10 protein-coding genes and 2 pseudogenes are annotated in these 17392 nt (G+C 43.5%); 5 read left to right on the top strand and 7 right to left on the bottom strand.

Annotated features, from left to right (window positions below):
* Nucleotide 1 precedes the first annotated feature (1 nt).
* From C825_RS27025 to C825_RS27010, 4 genes and pseudogenes are all read right to left on the bottom strand, one after another.
* Complete coding sequence (locus tag C825_RS27025) at nucleotides 2-1036, bottom strand: FimB/Mfa2 family fimbrial subunit (RefSeq protein WP_044215082.1); 1035 nt, start codon at nucleotides 1034-1036, stop codon at nucleotides 2-4.
* A 206-nt stretch (nucleotides 1037-1242) separates the two neighbouring features.
* Nucleotides 1243-2979 carry an Mfa1 family fimbria major subunit gene (locus C825_RS27020; RefSeq protein ID WP_173012293.1) on the bottom strand — a complete coding sequence of 579 codons (1737 nt, stop codon included), beginning with the start codon at nucleotides 2977-2979 and terminating at the stop codon, nucleotides 1243-1245.
* Nucleotides 2980-3027: 48 nt separating this feature from the next.
* Nucleotides 3028-4464: pseudogene (locus tag C825_RS27015) on the bottom strand (hypothetical protein).
* 11 nt (nucleotides 4465-4475) lie between these two features.
* Complete coding sequence (locus C825_RS27010; RefSeq protein ID WP_009859997.1) at nucleotides 4476-5075, bottom strand: DUF3575 domain-containing protein; 600 nt, start codon at nucleotides 5073-5075, stop codon at nucleotides 4476-4478.
* Between the two features lie 418 nt (nucleotides 5076-5493).
* Between C825_RS27010 and C825_RS27005 the strand changes: the two genes are divergently transcribed.
* The 4 genes from C825_RS27005 to C825_RS26990 all read left to right on the top strand — a co-directional run bounded on the left by C825_RS27005 (nucleotide 5494) and on the right by C825_RS26990 (nucleotide 11838).
* Nucleotides 5494-6693, top strand: coding sequence for a helix-turn-helix transcriptional regulator (locus tag C825_RS27005; protein ID WP_010800849.1), 1200 nt, complete (start codon nucleotides 5494-5496; stop codon nucleotides 6691-6693).
* A gap of 149 nt (nucleotides 6694-6842) precedes the next feature.
* Nucleotides 6843-7808 (top strand): helix-turn-helix domain-containing protein, encoded by a 966-nt coding sequence (locus C825_RS27000; RefSeq protein ID WP_228100044.1) that lies wholly within the window; start codon nucleotides 6843-6845, stop codon nucleotides 7806-7808.
* A 147-nt stretch (nucleotides 7809-7955) separates the two neighbouring features.
* Nucleotides 7956-10742, top strand: coding sequence for an excinuclease ABC subunit UvrA (gene uvrA, locus C825_RS26995; protein ID WP_010800847.1), 2787 nt, complete (start codon nucleotides 7956-7958; stop codon nucleotides 10740-10742).
* A 136-nt stretch (nucleotides 10743-10878) separates the two neighbouring features.
* Nucleotides 10879-11838: a Fic family protein gene (locus tag C825_RS26990; protein ID WP_228100043.1), complete on the top strand. Its 960-nt coding sequence runs from the start codon at nucleotides 10879-10881 to the stop codon at nucleotides 11836-11838.
* 75 nt (nucleotides 11839-11913) lie between these two features.
* Here C825_RS26990 and C825_RS26985 read toward each other — a convergent pair whose 3' ends face one another.
* The 3 genes from C825_RS26985 to C825_RS26975 form a co-directional block, all read right to left on the bottom strand.
* The gene (locus C825_RS26985; protein WP_009859992.1) at nucleotides 11914-12474 is read right to left on the bottom strand and encodes a DUF4840 domain-containing protein; all 561 of its coding nucleotides are present in this window, start codon (nucleotides 12472-12474) and stop codon (nucleotides 11914-11916) included.
* Between the two features lie 148 nt (nucleotides 12475-12622).
* Entirely contained in the window at nucleotides 12623-13423 is an 801-nt protein-coding gene (locus C825_RS26980) for a DUF4846 domain-containing protein (RefSeq protein ID WP_044215132.1), read from the bottom strand.
* A 70-nt stretch (nucleotides 13424-13493) separates the two neighbouring features.
* Entirely contained in the window at nucleotides 13494-15911 is a 2418-nt protein-coding gene (locus tag C825_RS26975; protein ID WP_010800844.1) for an ABC transporter permease, read from the bottom strand.
* 226 nt (nucleotides 15912-16137) lie between these two features.
* On the opposite strand from C825_RS26975, the pseudogene C825_RS26970 reads away from it, so the two are divergent.
* Nucleotides 16138-17348 (top strand): annotated as a pseudogene (locus C825_RS26970) (MFS transporter).
* Nucleotides 17349-17392: the final 44 nt, after the last annotated feature.

The raw sequence follows: 17392 nt of genomic DNA, 5'->3' as shown, positions 1-17392 counted from the left end.
ATTATAATTCGCTGTTTTGCAGCACCACCTTCCAAGAGTTGATGTAAATGTAGGCATCGAGCCAACGGTCACCTTTATCGAGGAAGAACACCATGTCGTATACGTCCTGCCTATCGAGATATTCCTGGTCGTCCATATCCCGGTTATAGAAACCTTTCACAAGCAAGGCATAGTCGATAAGAGGAATGGAGAAAACTGGTTTTCCTGTTTCCTTGTTGGTCACGGTGAGCTGTGTTTTCTGTCCTTTTACAAGACGTGGTATGGTCAGTTCGGCTATGGCTGCGCTGAAAATGGCGCGAGACACAGTCTGTATTTCTTCGGACTGGGAGTCTATGCCTGCTTCCCCGGCGTCGGTATGCCATGCGAAGAAAGTCACCGGCTCGTCGGGTAGCAATGTGTTGTCCCAGTCCATGCTTCCGTTAGTATCGGTGATGGTGAAGACGAACTTATCTTTGTCCACAGCCTCTCCCGAGAGGTGTTGTAACACCACTCGGACGTTGTTGGTGTTTTTCACCAATGGTACGGTATAAGTGTACGTACCTTCGGTTTCACCGAACGTCTGTTCCGGCAGTCGCCCATGGAATAAGCGGTCGAGATCTTCGTTGACGAATGCCTTGTTTCCGGCATCGTATTGCCTGTCAAGCGTGCAGGTCAGTTCTCTGCCGACGGTTGTTGCAGGTCTTGAGAAAGAACCTTTGTCAGTTGTGCCACACCAAGCGAGCAGCTCGTATTCGCCTGGTTCTACATCTATGGTCATGGCATAATCATCAGCCGCAAGGGATTCTCCCTGTTCGGTACGTTGCCAAACCACCTTGCCGTCGACATCGAGCAGGTAAAGTGTCACTACGTTCACTTCGTGGGCAAAGGCGTCGGCAAACTTCATGTTGTAATCGTAGCGGAATTTCACACGGTAGTTTACCGAGCAGTCGCCCTCATCGTCATAGATTAAGCTGTCGCAGGCATATAGCATCGAGGTGCAAGCGATGACCGCCATCGACTTGACGTTTATTTTTCTTATGTAAGATCGTATATTCATTTGATTTATATTATTTATTTTATATATGTATGCTGCGGAAAATACCGCAGGGGATTTTCATTTTCGGTGGGAAATGGCAGATGCGCCCTTTCCGGTTCCGTCCTCTCTTTGCGCCGGAGCGGAAGCGCTTTTCTAAAGCCATTCCATGTGGGGTTTATTCCTCATGGAATGGTTGTTTTATAAGATAAGGATTGTTTCAAGAAAAATTAAAGTTCCACATTTTGGCTGACAATCTTCCAGGAAAGGATATTGATTTTCGCGCCAACGTAATAAGTGTCACCGTCCGGATCTTCGCCGGGAACGATTTTTTCGTCTTCGTCAAAAATCCCCTTGCCTATATTTTCCAATTTGTCAATGGTGACTACATAGTGGTGATTGCGCACCACACCGTATTTGGCTTCCGGAATAGTCCCGTTTGTGACATCGCCATTGTTGAGGTGTTCGATAGGTATATTGTAGTACATCGATCCACCGTTGTAAGCGATGGCATCTGCTGAAGCAGCGGCCAGATTTTCGTTAAGAGCGGCGATGATTTGATCCGAACTGTTGGCGCCGTCCTCTGTATATAATGAGGTTTCATTCTCATTCGTAAATACCACTTTTACTTTTCCGTCGCCCATATTCTCCAATTTCACATACTCTTTACCAATCTGTGTATATTTTGTATTACCTCCATCGTCTTGACCGTCTTCATACCACATGTTCAGTTGGTTTTTCGTCTTCAGTACGTTGAGCACATATTCGAGGAAGGAGTCTTGTTTGAAAAGTACACCATTGTAACGTACGAGGTCGAGTGCATTGCCGCTTGCATCGCATATATTGGCTTTCAACAGGACACTCGTAACGGTAGAAGGAAAGTTGCCAGTCACGATGGTGTTTGTGTTGGTGTTCTCGGCGCAATAGGCAGGGGTTCCCAATGCGGTTAAGTCGCTTTCCAAATCGACATAATTCAGATATGTGGAATTGGTGGGAACTCCCGCCGCATTTTCAGGATAGCCGGACAAACCGTAGTTGAACGACTTACCCCAATGGCTGCGGTGGTCGGTCCATCTGTTCCATGTAAAGCCCAAGTCATTATCCGTCCAAGTTGCATCTATGTTCTTAATCATGTACGATTTCTTCGCTGTGGCGTTCAATTTCCATCCGAGCAATTCCACATAAAGCTCTTCCGAAGCGATATTACCGCTTCCGGCTGGGTTGTCTTCGCCTGCTACAGTGACTTTTATCGGATAACGCCCATTTACATCCTTTGGAAGTTCATCGGATACATTCAAGGTTACTTTGGCAGCCAGACGCTCCACATATACAGTCACTGCATTGCTAATGGCACTCACATCTGTTATCGGTTCAAGAGAGAAATTTTCCTCTTTAACTTCCGTCACGAAATATTTTGTCCGATTGGTTTCGGTGTAGCTCGTAGTGCTCATGGTAAAGTAATTGGTTGTGACGTTATTGGTCGTTTCCGGATAATAAATACCTTCCGCGTTATTGTCTGCAAGCACTGTTTGCATTTCGTCGAGTGTTTTTCCATACACGAAGTTGGTCGGTTTGTTGAGCACTGTTACCATATATTTAGGATAGTCTTTTTTGTCCAGTCCTTTCAGTACAACGACGTTGTTGCTCACAAATTCAATGTTTTCGGCAGGGGCAGTCGTTGAGGCGTTGCCACCTCCCCAAGCATTACCTTGTGTCACGAATACACCGTCTGCATCGTAAAAGTAGAAGTAGGCGTTTTTTACAGACTGTTCGTTTATTCCGTACTCAAAGCCACCTTCTTGCGCCTTTGTAAGTGAACCTGCATCAGCGAGGCGGATATTGATGTACGCCTCGTCTCCTGTGAAGGCATTCGGTGTATCATCCGGAATAATTCCTGATTCGTCGTTCGAGCATGCACACAATGCGATGCATACGAACATACCTAAAAATAATTTATTCATCTTCATAAATGTTTGTAATCTAATTTTGTTAATAATATATTATCTCGTTTATCCTTAATGTTTCCCTTTTTCAAGCTGTTCAAGCGTGATGCCGGCCTGTTCTGATCCGAGAGATTTCGCCTCGTTCAAGTAACGTCGGGCACTGTTGTAATCTTTTTGCCGGATGGCCAGTGCACCTCGGGCATAAACAGCCTCGGGCGAATTGTCCGTTTTGGCAAGGTAACGCTTTGCGGCCGTGAGGTCGCCACGGCGCATGGCAGCGTTGGCGGCGTTCAGGTTGGCGATGGTGTCATCCGGGAACATGCGTACCGCTGTCTCGAACACTTCAGTGAACTCATCCGTACCGGGTTCATACTCCTGTGCGACGAGGTAGAACTCATTCAGGTTCAGTTTCTGCGGCCGTTCACGTATGATTCGCCTTATATCCTCCACGTCGCTGTAACTGCGGATAGTGTAGACTATGCGGTAGTCAGTGTGGCGCAACGCCGGATAACAGTTCTGTAACAGGAAGCGATATTCCGCCGGATAGGTCTGTTTTATTTTCAGCTCTTTGGCATCCGGTTCCAAATTGCCGTCTATCAAAGCAATCATTTCTGTGCGATGTTCAAGGTCTGACTGTTCCACGTAGTGGCGCAATCCTACCTAATCCTCCGGTTCGTAGTCAGTCGTTATTACCTCGTCTTCAAACTGGTAGAGTTGTTGTATGAATTTCTTCAATGCTGCCGTACGTCCGATAGCCAACTCTTTGTTATGTGCATAAGGACTTTCGGGTGAAGCGTAACCTTTCAGCCATACCGAAGTAATGGTTATGTCCATGTCGCCTTGCACGGAGTCTATCGATGACTGTATTTTCCCAAGTTCGGCGGTGTTGTGTCGATAATCCGGATAAATCACTGTTTGATTCACCGGGAAGTCGATGAACGCCGAACCTTCGAGTGAATCCTGTTTTTCGATCTGCCCTTGCGGACGTATATATACCAGTTCGGGGAAAAACGCTTCGGTGTGTCGTCCGAGCGTGTCATTCCGCTCTGCCAACAACGTGTTGCAACACCCGTAGTCGTCACGACGAAGCGACAGCACGGCTCCGTTCATCCATTCGGCGTATGGTACCATATGGTGGTATTTGAGGGTATCGGGTTTTTCCGAGGCCTTATAGCTCTTTTCATTCTTGCCCGATAGCATGCTTTCGCCATTGCGTACATAGAAGTAGTAACGGCGCCTGCCGTAAACCCCTATCGGTTGCAGGTCGAGCGAGTCGTTGCCATTGACTAGCCATGGTGTAAGAAGTACGGCACGATTATCGTCTACGTCAAGCCCTGACAAATCCCAAAGCATGTCTATGGCGATGTACCCGCCGTTGCGTTCTATTTTTAGATTCTCCACGGAAACACCGTCCACGATGTCCTGTTTTCGCATGTCGATTGCGGTTTGTGCTTCCGCTACCGTAACCATGCCCCAAAGGGCTGATAGGATATATATTATCTTTTTCATTTTGCACACGATTAAAATACATAAACAAGGTTGATTGCCGCTTTCGTCGGCCCCACGTAGTGGTGTGGTTTGTCCGTTTCTAACTTTCTGCCGCACCCGGCACACTGGAAGCGGTCATAGCGTGTATAGGAATAGCCCAAGCCTATTTCCGCCTCAAGGTTCCAATGCCGCCCCAGTATCCACGTATAACCGTAAGCGATACCAGCGCCGACGAACCAGCCCTGATAACGGGTATCCTTCAGTTTGCGGGCATCCGTTCCGAGAAAGTTGATTTTTCCGTCAAAACCTCCGATGTTATACTGTCCGCCATGGATGTGAGCACCTACGAAGTGCCCTGAAAAGTGGTCGCAGAACCAGTATCTGACCTCAGGTTGAACGGCCCAGTGTTTCCAGCGCCGGTCGTGCGAGAGTGTCCATGCGTTGAACTGTCCCGTAGCGTCCAAAGTCCATTTAGGTGCGAGTCTGATCTCTATTCCCAAATTCGGATTCAGGAAAGCATCTGCCAGAACATTACTCTTGACAGCCACGTTCTGGGCTTTGGTATCCTGCATCATACCGGCGGTGGCAACTACCAGCAGGACCAATATTCGTTTTATAATTCCATTGTGCATATTTTATGGCTATAGTTAATTATTCCGTTGTAAATTTTATAGTCTGTTCTTGCATAGACAGTCTCAAGAGGTCAACTGCGGTGACCTCGCTTTCTTTATTTTTGTTTTGCACAAAGGAACGGCGTATTTGTTATCGCATAGTGTCAAAACGTATAAATCATATCGGCAAAATCGTAATGACCATTTTACACAAGCTGCAATTTTGTAACGGGCATGTCAAATCATCAAAGTCTGACTCATTTTAGAAGTGCGCGGAGTCATTATTAACAGTTGTAATACAAATAAGTGCAGTAAAAAAGGCTATCTTTGTATACCGTAATGTCAGTGAGTTTATGACTGTCTGCATAAGCAATTTAAGTGCATCGGAAAAAGCCAGCAGAAACACACACTCGAGAAAAATAATTTGAATTCGATTGACATGGGAGCATTTGTCACATACAGCAACTTGATGACCTATATTTTACCGATATTTTGTTCGGCCATATGTTCGGTCTTTACTTTATTATTGATATGGAATTATCGCAATCTTGCCGAAAGGAAATTAAGGCGGGTTGTAAGCATTTATTGTATCCTGATAGCCGTATGGTGGTCATCCGCTTTATGGCATGTGCTCTCTGACGATCCGATATTCCTTCCGGTCGATATTCCTTTTGCCCTGTCGTATATTTATATTCCCATATTGTTTTACAATATCGTTTATTACTTGGCCTATTTAGGGAAAAAGAGAAACTTTCCCGTACTGAATTACATTTGGCCGGTACCCACATTGGCAATTATCCTGATAACGACAGCTTGGATGTCACCTCCCGAGGGAGGACTTTTTACCAGACTGTCGTTATTTGAGCGCTATACGGAGCTTTTTATATCCAGTTCTTTACTGCGGTTTATCACTGCAATAGCTTATATTGTTCCGACTGGCCTGTTATTGCTGCGGTATTATAGGCAGACGGTACTTCAAATGGCCGATACGGATCGAAAATATGTCAGTATTAAATCATCGCGTTGGCTCATTATGTTTTTCATGCTTTCCATACTTTCCATCGTTATATTTCTAATTGCTTTTTTGCCTTCGTTGGTCGGGGCAAGTCAATGGCTTATTCGGTTGAACGCGTTATGCATTATGGCTCAGGAAATCTTGCTTACATATCAGGTTATCCGTAGGCAATATCTCTCTTACAAGACCTTTGATTTGTTTTCAGGCAATGAAAATGAGACCGGGAACAACGGTTTGATCGCCAAACAATACCCTGTGCCGGATGACACCCGCGGACAATTGAACAGGACGGCGTTCGAAAACTATTTGTCTCAACAAAAACCATTCCTCGATCCTGATTTCAAGTTGACTGACATGGCCGAGGCGATGGGGGTGAACCGTACCGTGATGTCCAATTTTGTCAATCAAACTTATGGGGTGAATTTCAGGCGTTACCTGAACCAATGTCGGATTAGGGAATACCAGACTCTGATAGCGCATCCTTCGAATGAACAAAAAAATCCGTATCAGGTAATAACCATGGCGGGGTTCAAAGACTCTAGGCATTTCCAGCGTGCGATTCAATTGGAAAATACATATAAAGAACAGACAGACAAGGAATCACCAATAAATAAAAAAGGATGAATCAAGATATCGGACGTGCAATAGTTTTTTCAATACCTGTGGTAAGCGCTGCGGTCGGCCTCATCATGATTTCGCTTGACATAACTCGCTCTTCCAATACAGTCAATCGGAAAATACATTACAGCATAATCACTGTATACTGTTTGATAATGTTGTACTGGAGTGGATTGGTTATGCATTCTGTCGCCCGCGACACTTTTATAACATACCAACCTGTTTTCTTTTCCTCGTTCAGTTTTATTCCCATATTCCTGTACCTGATTACCTATATTATTACGGGAATAGGCGAGCAGAGGCGTTTTCCGGTATACCATTTTATCCTTCCGTCGTGTTTGACTGTAACTATTTACGTGATTGCCTTAATAGTGCCGTTCCGGCAACGATGGACTGCTATTTATGATAATGAAGTAAGCCTGACAAGCGCGATTGTCGACATTACGTTTATCGTCTGTATTTTGCTGAGTATTTTATATTCTGTATTGAGCTTGCTTCGCATAAAATCCTATAAACGTCAGGTAACTGATTATTCCGCTGATATTTACCGGATGTCGCTGGATTGGCTATCCTTTATCATTATTTTCAGGGTCCTGCTGCAAACCTTGCCGATAGCCGGATTGATATTGGGTATCGGGCTATTCAATAAGTTGGGGCTTATTTGGATATTTACAACGTTGCCGGCAGTTTTTACTCATATTGTGCTGTGCCTGAATATTCTTTCGGAGAATTATGTGATTATCGAACCTGTTACTGCCAAAGAAAAGGAAATGACTGCGTTGGGGAATTATGCGCAATTGGGGCGGGAGCGAGTCGAGAAGTATTTAGAGGATAAGAAACCTTATCTAAACCCGGAATTCAAAATAACCGACATGGCCAAGGATCTTTTCTCCAACAGAACTTATATATCAGCATTTATAAATAGAGAGTATGAGATGAATTTCAATCGTTTTATTAATAATTACCGATTGAAGGAAGTTGAAAGATTACAGGCGGAGGCTGTACAAAGAAAGCAAAAAATATCTTTGATGGAGATTGTTATTCATGCTGGATTCAGTAATTATCGAAGTTATTTCCGAGCTAAAAAAATGGTAAAAAACGATCCTGTTTCCGTAGATTAAAAAATGTAATTCAGATAGATATGCGAAAGTCTCTTATCCGATTCAAAGATAATAGATAATAAATAATAACAAACCCGAATACCTCTGTACTAAATTCAGGTTCTCGTTTCTTTTTGCTATTTTTGTATCCTTATTAGGAAAAGATTTATGTCTGAAAATAATGCTATATTTATCAAAGGGGCTCGTGTTAATAACCTGAAGAATATTGATGTAGAGATCCCGCGCGACAAACTGGTCGTGATAACCGGATTATCCGGCAGCGGAAAATCCTCCCTTGCTTTCGATACGTTATATGCCGAAGGACAGCGCCGCTATGTGGAGAGTCTTTCTTCTTATGCCCGCCAGTTTTTGGGGCGTATGAGCAAGCCGGAGTGCGACTATATTAAAGGCATTCCGCCCGCTATTGCGATCGAGCAGAAGGTGAATACCCGCAATCCGCGTTCGACAGTGGGTACATCTACCGAAATATATGAATACCTGCGGCTGCTTTATGCCCGGATAGGCAAGACGATTTCGCCTGTGTCGGGGATGGAAGTGAAAAAGCATCAGGTGAAAGACATCGTGAAGGAGGTTCTGGCATATCCGGCCGGTACCCGTTTTGCCGTGTTTGCCCCGGTAGTCCTGCCGGAAGGCCGTGGCATGAAGGAGCAGCTGGAGATTTTACAGAAAGAAGGATATACCCGTTTGTCAATCAACGACACGGCTTACCGTATCCAGGAAGTGTTGGCGGATGAGGCATTGCTCGGTTCTCCCAATATTGAATTGCTGGTCGACCGTTTGACGGTTTCGGACGATAAGACATTGAAAAGCCGTCTGGCCGATTCGGCGGAAACGGCGTTTTTTGAAGGGCATGATACCTGTATTATCCGTATCTATGCTGCCGAAGGGACGGTGGTAAAGGAATATTCCAAGAAATTCGAAGCGGATGGTATCACGTTTATCGAACCGACCGATATGATGTTCAGTTTTAATAATCCGCTGGGAGCCTGTCCGGTCTGTGAAGGATTCGGAAAAGTTCTGGGTATCGATGAGAACCTGGTGGTACCGGATAAGAGTTTGTCGGTCTTTCAGGGGGCGGTGGTCTGCTGGAAAGGCGAAGTGATGGGAGAGTGGTTGAAGGAGTTTATCGCCAAGAGCGAGAAATACAACTTCCCGATACATCGTCCGTATTACGACCTGACGCAGAAGGAAAAAGACCTGTTGTGGCATGGTGCCCGCGGCTTGCACGGCATCGACGACTTTTTCAAGTTTGTGGAAGAGAATCTTTATAAAATACAATACCGTGTCATGCAGGCTCGCTATCGGGGAAAGACGACCTGTCCTTCCTGTAAAGGGGCCCGCCTGAAACCGGAAGCGCTCTATGTGAAAGTAGGCGGTAAGAATATAGCTGAACTGGTGGCATTGCCTATCACGGAAGCAAAAGCCTTTTTTGACAACCTGGTGCTGGACGAAACGGATGCGGCCGTGGCAAAACGTTTGTTGACGGAGATTATGAACCGCTTGCAGTTCCTGCTGGATGTCGGGTTGGGGTATCTGACGCTCGACCGCCTTTCGGCTTCGTTGTCGGGTGGTGAAAGTCAGCGTATTAACCTGGCGACTTCGTTGGGCAGCAGCCTGGTCGGTTCCTTGTATATATTGGATGAGCCGAGTATCGGGTTGCATTCGAGAGATACCGATTTGCTGATAAAGGTGTTGCGTCAGTTGCAGGCGTTGGGTAATACGGTGGTCGTGGTGGAACATGACGAGGATATTATCCGTTCAGCCGATTATATTATAGATATAGGTCCGAAGGCTGGACGTTTGGGGGGCGAAGTGGTCTACCAGGGGGATGTGAATAACCTGCAAACCAGCAGCGACAGTTATACGGTCCGTTATCTGACCGGTGAAGATAAGATTGAAGTCCCCGCTTTCCGGCGCCTGTGGAATAATTATATAGAGGTGAAAGGGGCCCGTAAGAATAACCTGAAAGGGGTAGATGTGAAATTTCCGTTGAACGTGATGACGGTTGTTACCGGTGTCAGCGGTTCGGGAAAGAGTTCGCTGGTGCGGGATATCTTTTATGAAGGGGTAAAGCATTATCTGGATGATGCGGCCCGGCTGATGGTGGATTGTTCCGGCCTGGAAGGTGATATGAAGATGATACAGGGTATCGAGTTTGTCGATCAGAACTCGATCGGTAAGAGTTCGCGTTCGAATCCGGTGACTTATATCGGTGCTTACGACGAGATCCGTAAATTGTTCGGTGAACAGCCACTGGCGAAACAGCTGGGATATACGTCTGCCTATTTCTCTTTTAATAAGGAAGGCGGACGCTGTGAAGAATGTAAAGGGGACGGCCGTATCACGGTGGAAATGCAGTTTATGGCGGATATCACGTTGGAATGCGAAAGCTGCCATGGAAAGCGTTTCAAACAGGATGTGCTGGATGTGGAATATCACGGTGTGAATATCTATGATATGCTGGAAATGACTGTCAACCAGGCAATCGAGTTCTTCGAAGCATATACCGGTTCGCAGGAAAAGAAGATCGTCAAAAGGTTGAAGCCGTTGCAGGATGTCGGCCTGGGTTATATCAAACTGGGACAGACTTCTTCGACTTTGTCCGGCGGTGAGAACCAGCGTGTGAAGCTGGCCTATTATCTGGGGCAGGAAAAGCAGCAGCCGACTTTGTTCGTATTCGACGAGCCGACTACGGGTTTGCACTTCCATGATATAAAGACCCTGCTGAAAGCATTTAATGCATTGATCGATAAAGGACATACGGTAGTGATCATTGAACATAACATGGACGTGATCAAATGTGCTGACTACCTGATCGATTTAGGACCGGAAGGAGGTAACGCCGGCGGTTATCTGGTTTGTGCCGGAACGCCGGAAGAGGTGGCCTTGTGCCCGGAGTCTTATACAGGGCATTATTTGAAAGAGAAATTGTAGCAGACCAATCCTGAAAAGATTGTTGAATATAAGAATCTCCTTCCGGTTACATGTTAATTCGCATACCGGAAGGAGATTTTTTATGTTTATATAAATATATTTCTTATCTTTGATACTATCAAATGATACTATCACAATGAAACCTCTTTATAAAATAACACCTTATATATTGGCTAAAGTCGCTTCAATTTCAGAAAAACTGGGTGAAATTAAAGCGGCCCGTTTGCATAGGCCTCCTACTGAACTAAGAAAAAGGAACAGGATACGCACAATTCATTCTTCTCTTGTTATTGAAGGAAATACGTTAACTTTCGATCAAGTTACGGCTTTATTGGAAAAGAAACGTGTAATAGCTCCATTAAAAGATATTACCGAAGTGAAAAATGCAATTCGTGTTTATGAAAATATTGGCCTTTTTGATCCTTTTAGCATAGAATCCTTATGTGAGGCACACCAGATATTGATGGATGGTCTGGTAGAAAACGCTGGGAGGCTGAGGAATAAATCAGTTGGCATCATGAAAGGAAAACAGCTGGCACATGTCGCTCCCTCAGGGACTCTTGTTAAATCGCTGTTGAATGACTTGTTTGGTTATTTGGAGAATGATGATGAAATATTGCTTGTCAAGAGTTGTGTTTTCCATTATGAGTTTGAATTTATCCATCCGTTTCTTGATGGAAACGGAAGAATGGGACGTTTGTGGCAAAGTGTTATTTTGATGAAGTATAATCCGGTGTTTGAATATTTGCCGGTAGAGTCTCTCATTAAAGAAAATCAGGAAGAGTATTATCGGATTTTGGCTGTTGCTGACAGACAAGGGGAGTCTACTATCTTTGTTGAATTTATGCTGAGAATAGTAGAAGAGTCGCTCGAAGAATTACTGCAATCGCAGAATGTAACACTTACGGGGCGTGACAGAATTGCTTTGTTTAAGGATTATATAGCAGATGCTTCTTTTACCCGTAAAGACTATCTGAGATATTTTAAAGAGTTATCAACAGCTACGGCCAGCAGGGACTTAAAAGAGGCGGTTGATAGTAATCAGTTGCGGAAAGAAGGAGAGAAAAGTTTGACGCACTATACATATATTATATAGGACCTGTTGTTGGAATACAAAAACGGAGAATGCTTCCAATGAAACATCCTCCGTTTATATTGGATAGAATTAGTCTTATTTCTTCTTCATATCGAAAGACAAGTCCATCGGAGTCCAACCACCAGGGAAGTCTATTCCGCCTACTTTTACATTAGCAGCTTTAATAGTGAACTTTAAGTTTTTGTCTTTAACTGCATATGAAGCTGTCTTTTCTGCTTCAATAGTAACTTCAACACCAGCAGCATCGATTTTTAATGGTTCCGGTTTTAAAGTCATTACAACTGAATCTTTTGCCGCATTCATTGTTGCTGTATAGTTTATTTTGTAATTCAGTGAATCGCCAATCGCTTCGATGATAGGCTTTGATGCTTCTTCACCCAAAAGTTCTACAACTAATGCTTGATAAGGGAATTTCTCAAACTGAATTGAGTCATTTGCAACTTTCAGTTCCAGAGTCGTACCTGTAGCTGCTGCTTCTTTTGCTTCTTTTGCATAAGTCATCTTCCCTGTAAACTCGCCATTAACATCTTCTACAGTTCCTACTGTTGGAGTGTCATCATCATCACTGCAAGAAGCAAAAGTTAAACCAACTACTGCTAACATCATCATAAGCGACCATTTCAACGTCTTCTTCATTTTTCTTTTATTTTAGTGTTAATAAATTATGTACGACTAATAAGATGGTAGAAGTTGTAAAAAGGCTGCATCTTTATTGAATAATAAATGAGAAAAATAATATATTTAAATGTAAGGTATTGATATGTAGTGGCTTTTGAAACGTTTTTTATTTGAATTGTTTCAGATCTTTTTTATTGAATACCCATTCCGGGGTATAAACTTTTCCGTCATCCGAGTCACTCAGTTCGTACCAGGGGGATTTCTTCCAGTTTATCGGATTGGTCAGTATATGGATATGCTGGGCAGGCATATAACTTTGTGCCAGCAGGAATACTTTCTTTTTTGTCTTTGGGTGAACGGCCATATCGACGACAATAACGGCATGCCCCGGGTGACCGCCCTGGATAAATACGTCACCTATCTTCATCTCTTGGTAATTGACCGGAGCCAGTTCTTTCGATAGGGAGGCTGTTCCTGCATAGGAAAATACCATATCCAGATAGGAACGGAATGTTTTATAGGAATAATCTTCGCCTTTGGATGGATACCACGACACTGTATTGCCGTTCACACGGATACGGTTGCCTTTTGCCCATTTGGTATATTCGGCATTGAATCCGTTTGTGAAATTGAAGTGGATGGCTGCATACTGTTTCTGTCCGTAAAGATATTCTGCCCTCAACCGGATAACGGCATCGGCACACTGCTGAAGGTCACGTTTTCCGATATCCAGATCGACGACGGCATAAGCAGGCAGCTGATTACGCTTTGTCTCTCCATTATAAAGCAAAACTTTGCTTCCTTCCGGTTGCAGAGGTAGCCGACGGAGATATGAAGCAAAAGAATTTGCTGCTACCTCTGTTCGGACATATCCTTCGGGAGGCATTATTCGTTCTGCAATAGTTTGTCCTAAAAGCAAGGTTTTGCAGAAAAACAACAGGAAAATCAGTAATATTCTGTTTATCATACTCGGAAGGTTTATGGCAAACATACGGATTTTTTCTGTTATTTCCGGTTCTTGTCCTCATCATTTATTTTTAATCGCTTTTTACAACTTCTGCCGGATTTCCGTTTGCGGCCCGAATCACTTGTCCTAAGACTGTCAGTATAACTAACAGAATAGTAGCCAGCAGGATACTTATAAACATCCAGAGTTGGATATGAACGCTCTGTGGATATTGTTCCAGCCATTTTTGGGCGAACAGATAGCCGACAGGTAAAGCGATGGCATTGGCTGTCAAAGTGATTATTGTGTATTCTTTCAAGAACATATCAATGATCTCTCGCGAAGTGGCTCCCATCACTTTTCGAATGGCTATTTCCTTCTTTCGCTGCTGCATATTGGACGAAGAAATAGAATAAATACCAAAGATGGAAATTAATGCGCATAAAATAGCCAGTAAGGTGAATAACCGGAGACTGGCGTTTTCAGTGCGGGTCAGTATTTCCAACTGATCGTTGACTGTCATTGTCTCGCTCAACGGAAATCCTTCGGGGGTTATACGACTGATCAATTCCTTTACAGCTTTTAATGCTTCTTTTTCCTTTCCGGGTAAAGTCCGTAAATATAAATAGTAATCATAGAAATTCCAATATTCAATGATTGTAGGAGGTATTGGATTTCGAAGGCTTAGTCCGTGGAAATCTTTGACGACTCCTACTATTTCAAAATAAAGGGGAGGTGTCTCGTCCGTTCCTCTTAGAAGATAATCTTTTCTGCTAATCATTTTTCCAATCGGATCGGTGGTGTCAAGCAGATTGGCCATTTGTTCGTTGATAAGTACTTTATGGCATCCGATGCCGGACGGATCATCCGATTGCATGTCTGTATCTTCCAGGTAACGTCCTTTCAGCAATGTAATTTTCATCTTCTGTGCGAAGTCTATGCCTGCCTGTATCATCTGGATTTCATAAGAGGCATTGGCTGGTTTGTTCTCCCATCCTATTTCTTTTTCGGTATGCCAGTTATCATGACTTAGCCGGAAATTTCCTCCGCGAATGCAATCTGTAATACTTGGTATTTGTTTTATCTCATCAGTGAATTGCGAGTAGATTTGTGAGGATATATTAACCTGTATAAGGTTGTCGGTATCAAATCCCATCGCTGTATTTTTCATCCGGTTGATTTGCAGAAATAATATTTGTGCGGTAAACATGAAGCCGACACAAATACCTAACTGTAGTCCGATACTGATTTTGCGGATCCATTCATTGTTGGTCGTATGGAATAATGGGGGACCCGCTTTGAAATCGTTTGATTGCTTATGGATAAAGCGGCTGATGATAAGCAGGACGATTGATAACAGAAGAGTCCAGCCGAATATTCCTGTCTGTAATAAATCTATGAATAATTCCTGTTTTTGAATAGACGTATCCAATAATTGTTCGATATAAGGGGTTGTCAGTTCTATCAGGGAAACCCCGACTAACAAGGCTAACAGTACCTGAATAGAAATTTCAATGATGATCTGGCAGAATAAATTCTTTTTTACTGCTCCCAGAGAGGTTCGTAGCTTAAATTCGCGGGAACGCTCAAAGATGCGATTGACCTGTAAGTTGATAAAATTGAACAGAGTACAGAGTAGCAATAATAATCCGGAAACAACAAAGGTCCGGATATAGTTTAGATTGAAGGACATCTCTGCTCCCAATTGGTATCTTGTTTTAGTGATAGGGGTTATTTCGATATATAAATTAGGGTTTAGCTGATTTTTTATCGAATAGGTGTGTAGCTTCCGACTGAATGCTTTTACATCTGTATTTTCATGGAGGCATACATACATTTCATTAGGTGGATAATTCCAGTAATATTCCGGCGAACGGCTGGTGTAATGGCTTTTATCGACTTGGATACTATAATAACCATCTGCCTGAAAAATACTGTTTGAGGGTGGATTTTCAATAACGGCTGTTATTGTCTTTGTGAATTTATTCTGGTCAGTGAGTATTTTACCAATAGCCTCTTCCGGGGTTTTCCAGTATTTCAAAGCGAATTTGCGGGTTACCATCAGATTCGTTTTTGTTCCGTCTTCGGTTGTAGGGATGGGATCAGTCATGTTTCCGGCTATAACTTTGGGAGGAAAAAGCCGGGTATAGTTTTGATTTACCCATTTAAATAAGGGGGTACCGATTGTTTTATTATCGGAAGTATATATGCCCCCAGCATTGGATAAAGTAGCAGCATATTTAACTTCGGGGAAGTTTTCATTTAATTCAGCGCATAAAATGACGGGGGCACCCGGCTGCATTTTTCCAGTCTGTTTGTCGATCGTATAAATATTATAGGTATGTTCCGATTCCGGGTAAAAGCTGTCGTAAGATGTTTCATATCTATACCAATAGTACCCAACGGTGAAAAAGGTCAATCCGATTGCTAATCCTATTATGCAGATAAAGGATTGGGTTTTATATTTTAGCAGGTTTCTGAATCCTGTCTTGAAATAGTGTCTAATCATGATAGAATATTATTAAATGATAATAATCAAAAAATGTGCCATGAATTAAATGTTTGTTATATAGTAGTTTGTCCTGTTGTGGCTATTGAAGAGTGAGTGCTTTATCGCACGTTTAGTGTTCATAAACGCACAATTTGAACTGTGTATTTATTTTTTGTTTCACAGATTGGTGCCCGGTATAACGAAAATATGTCTATTTTTAACCGTTCAATAAATATCTGATGAAATGGATTCTAATAACCATGTAGCTTATTCGAAAGAACATATACGTTTTGCGGTTCTTTCCTTTTTTCTTGCTCAGGGGCTTTGCTTTTCAAGTTGGGCAAGTCGTATTCCTGATATTAAGGAGATCTTTACGGTGAATGATGCCCTGTATTGGGGGATTGTGCTGTTTATGATTCCGGTGGGGAAGTTTGTGGCGATTCCGCTGGCGGGTTATCTGGTATCGAAGCTGGGAAGTCGTATTATGGTGCAGATCAGTATTATGGGATATGCCCTTTCTCTATTTGCGATTGGGACGGCATTGAATATTTATATGCTTGGGGGGGGCTGTTTTGTTTCGGTGTGTTCTGGAATCTGTGTGATATATCGTTGAATACACAGGGGATCGGGATAGAGCGGCTTTATGGGCGGACGATCATGGCTTCTTTTCATGGGGGATGGAGTCTGGCTGCCTGTCTGGGAGCGTTGATCGGTTTTATCATGATCGTTTCGGATATTACTCCGTTCTGGCATTTTACGTTGATCGCTGCATTGATACTGTTGCTTACCATGGTGAGCCGCAGGTATTTACAGGATGATGTATTTACAGCGGAAGTGAAGGAGGAAGCTGTAGAAGATAAGTCGGAGAAATGGCAATATATAAAGAGACCGGAGATGTTGCTGATTAAGTTGGGGCTGGTCGGTTTATTCGCTTTGGTGGTTGAGAGCGCGATGTTTGACTGGAGCGGTGTCTATTTTGAATCGGTTTTGCAGGTACCTAAATCTTTGCAGATAGGCTTTCTGGTGTTTATGGTGATGATGACTGTCGGTCGCTTCCTGGCTAATTATGCGTACCGGATATGGGGAAAGCAGCGGGTGTTGCAGTTGTCCGGTGCTTTTATTTTTATCGGGTTCTTTACTTCTGCCTTATTGGGCAGTACAGTTGACTCGATGGCCTTGAAGGTGATTGTCAACTCATTCGGATTCATGTTGGTCGGACTGGGAATTTCGAGTATGGTTCCTACTATTTATAGCCTTGTCGGGGCAAAGTCGAAAACACCGGTAGGGATTGCGCTTACCATTCTTTCAAGTATCAGTTTTATCGGTTCGCTTGTCGCACCATTACTGATCGGGGCAATCTCGCAGGCTTTTAATATGGAATATGCTTATATGGTGGTCGGCTTGCTGGGACTTTGTATTCTGTTGATGACCACGTTCAGCAAGGCGTTTAGATAATTCTATTTTCCCCATTGCAATGGGGATTATTCCCCTTTCTAGTT

It is taken from the genome of Parabacteroides sp. ASF519 (genome assembly GCF_000364265.2).
Taxonomy (GTDB): Bacteria; Bacteroidota; Bacteroidia; order Bacteroidales; family Tannerellaceae; genus Parabacteroides; species Parabacteroides goldsteinii.
Note: the sequence above shows the minus strand (reverse complement) of the source record. Positions and strands in the feature narration are given on the sequence as shown.